This is a genomic window from Bartonella acomydis (assembly GCF_039543025.1).
In the GTDB taxonomy this organism is placed as follows: domain Bacteria; phylum Pseudomonadota; class Alphaproteobacteria; order Rhizobiales; family Rhizobiaceae; genus Bartonella; species Bartonella acomydis.
The window spans coordinates 1-2,434 of sequence record NZ_BAABIY010000080.1 but is presented as its reverse complement, the minus strand read 5'-3'; the positions used below and the strand labels follow the sequence as shown (position 1 = coordinate 2,434).

Annotated in this window: 2 pseudogenes; both read right to left on the bottom strand. The window is 45.2% G+C overall.

Annotated elements, in window-relative coordinates:
* Positions 1-247: pseudogene (locus ABD909_RS07140) on the bottom strand (phage tail fiber repeat family protein); the annotation flags it as partial.
* A gap of 14 nt (positions 248-261) precedes the next feature.
* Positions 262-2,434, bottom strand: a pseudogene (locus ABD909_RS07135) (DUF4815 domain-containing protein); the annotation flags it as partial.

Below are 2,434 nucleotides of genomic sequence, written 5' to 3'. Positions count from 1 at the left end.
TATCGCTTAAATCGGCAAAAGTGAAGATTTTATCGGCTGCCATCTTGCCATTAAGAGTGCTTTCTAGACCCGTCACATCACTCATCCTATGCTTATGTTGTAAAGGGGCTTTTTCGTCTATTTTTTCTTCAACAGCTATAAGAGCTTGATCAAGTTTATTGAGATTATCGCGCTAGATTGGAAATTCAGAACTGATAAAACGTCCTTCTTGAGGTAATTCCATGTCGAGTTTTTTAGTTTTGCTCATCTTTAATTTTCTCATCACACTATGCTGGCGCCAAAATCACGCACCATGGACCGTGCAGCAGGTCCACCGGTAAGCGTGAGTTTAAGACGCGCTTGTTTGGCTGTTTTGTTACCACTAATAAATTTGCGCTCTGTCCAAAGAGGCTCCGATAACTGTTCTGTTTCGTCGAGTTTCAAAGGGGTAAAAGAATCACCATCCAGTTGCATCTCGAGGGTGAATGAAGAACCGCCCGGCAAGAAGGTTTTGATGTAGCTTGTTAACCTTGCCTTTTCCCCAAAGGCAAAAGCACGAGTGACATAGGTTGCTGTTTTGTGAATTTTCCCTGCAATCAACTGAACAGGGGCAAATAAGACAGGTGAGAATTTCTCCGTACCCTTAAGAATGGCGCGAAGCCTGACTTTTTCATTGATATATTCGGTCAGACTAAGCAATTGAAAGGGCAGCAGTTGATAAATTGTGCCATTGTTTCTTTCAATTTCAAAGATGACAGAACAATCGCTTGAAGGCAATTCAATGGCTGCACGCACTTGCAAATCAGAGCAGTCCACAAGATCAAAGGTGCCTAAATCCACCGTTTTTTCTGTTTGTTTGTAGCGGGCTGCCAATACCCGAAATGCCAAGGCTTCATCTTGGTGCGCTGTTCAACTCTGCGCATTAACAGAAGAAAAGCGCGGACCCGTCACATAAGGGTGGCTTGAAACATATCTTTGGTGCTCTTTATCAAAATCACCAAGTTTGGCGAGAGAAACAGAATGATCTCCATCATCAGTTTTAAGCACAAAAGCAGTGAGACGATCATCGGGCACTAACAAAGGAACAGCGTAGCGTGCGCCAGCCCAGCCGGTTTTAGCACCCTTCATGGAATAGGAGGTTTGGGCTTGAATATCGGCGGTAGGATAGCCGTTTTCGGTAGTGACCAAATCAATCACTAGATCATGGGCTTGATTGCCTATTTTACAAAGATGGAAATCAATGCCGGTGATTTGCCGTGTTTCATCGGGGGTAAAGACTTGTGCTTGCGGGTCAAATTTTGTCCAGATTTTCACCGTGGTGGTACGCCGCATCACCTTCACATCAATGACACCTCGACCGGTAAAAAGCCCTGTTGCGACCGTACCACCCTTTCCTCGTGCTACAACATTTTTTGTACCGGCGGGAATGTTTGGGGGAATCTTGAAACTCCCTTCAAGGGTGCCTTTGTTATCGGCAACAAGGCGGCTCGTTGGTAAGACATCAACACCATCAAAGCTAAGGCTTTCTAAGATTTCTCCACTGCCAAAGCCTTCAATCTTAAAGTTCAACTTAATTTGCCTTAAAAAGTCGATTTGTTCCCTCGTTGTACGTACCAAATCATCGCTTACTTCTGCTTTACGGATAGTTTTCCAATAGTTCCAGCCCATAATGATTTCTCTGGTGACGCTCGAGAGCCAATCGGTACGTTGTTCGTGCCAAAAATCTGCTACGGGGTTGAGAGTAACTGTACCAGGGAGGGGCGCAAAATTTTGATAAGGATTGATTTTTTCGCAAGCTGTTGTCAATTCTTGCGCAATGATAACTTCATTGGTCCAGTCAAGCGTGACAGGTTCGGTTAAGGGGGCGGTATAGAATGTTGGGTCAATGGCAAGCTGTAAAATACCGTTTCCGATAGCCCCTGTTTGTTCAAAACCTTCGTCTCTGTAAGAGTCATCGAGAAAAGGGTCTGCAACCATGCCTTTTTTGGCAACCGGTTCTTTAGAGTCAACATTGCTTTTAATGCGCTCTAATTGCATCAAGCGGTCAAGGGAGAGCACCCGTTGAAAATAACGCCACATCTCATCATAAGGGGCAACACGCGTGCCATCATTGACCACAAGGGGTGTTTCAAGCCAATTATTGGTAATAGTGGCAAGAGAAAGCACATCTTCAGGAACGCTTGGCGCCATGGGCTGGTCTGCCGAAACACCTTTGATATAGACAACATCGCCTTTTGTGTTGAGACCAATACGGTCAATGCGGGGGAGTTTGTAAGTGTAACTGACAATAATATCGCCATCCTCAACACCTCCTGAGACAGTGATTTCTTGCGCTGTCACTTTATCAGCCTGCACGCTTGCGCGGTAACGGTAAGTCACCATATAGCTGCTTCCCGGTAACGGTTCATCGCCCACAGGTGCCCAATCAATGGTATCTCCGGTCTTTTTAAAATCT